Below are 580 nucleotides of genomic sequence, written 5' to 3' on the forward strand. Positions count from 1 at the left end.
CGCCAGAGCCGCCCCACCAGGGCGGCCGGCAGCGCGAACACCAGTGTCCAGGCGCCGGCCGCCGGCCCGGTCCACCACCACAGCGGGCCGAGGCGGGCCAGCGCGCCCACGCCCAGCGGGCCGCCCGCCGCGAAGGCGAGCAGCGCCAGCACCGCCGTACAGACCAGCGCCGTCAGCAGGACCACCCTGGCGGTCCCGGCGGCCGACCAGCGGGCCCGCGCCGGCTGCCCGGACTTCGGCCGCCGTACCGCCGCCCGGGCCACGAACCAGCCCGCCGTCACCCCGGCCACCGCGGGCACCACCCCGGCCGCCCAGTTCTGCGGCGTACCGGCCCCCGGGTCAGGAACCGCGGCCAGCAGCGGGAACGGCGGCAGCAGCGGCGCGGGGTGGGAGGCGAGCGGGCCGACCAGGTGTCCGGCGCCGAGGTCGAAGCCGGGACCGAGCGCGTAGGACGCGGCCCACACCGCGGCGTTGGGGATCAGCGCCACACCGAGCAGCAGTACGGCGAACCGGCCCGTCCAGCCCGCCGTCAGCTGCAGGAACGACGCCCGCGCCGGATCGCCGTGCCACACCAGCGACA

General features: G+C 79.1%; 1 protein-coding gene. It reads right to left on the minus strand.

The genetic code is table 11. The features are described from left to right. Positions 1 to 580: DUF6350 family protein (locus tag GT045_RS31920; RefSeq protein WP_237539029.1), on the minus strand; the 580-nt coding region annotated here is incomplete at both ends.

Origin of the sequence: Streptomyces sp. SID486, from assembly GCF_009865385.1 — a bacterium.
Classification (GTDB): domain Bacteria; phylum Actinomycetota; class Actinomycetes; order Streptomycetales; family Streptomycetaceae; genus Streptomyces.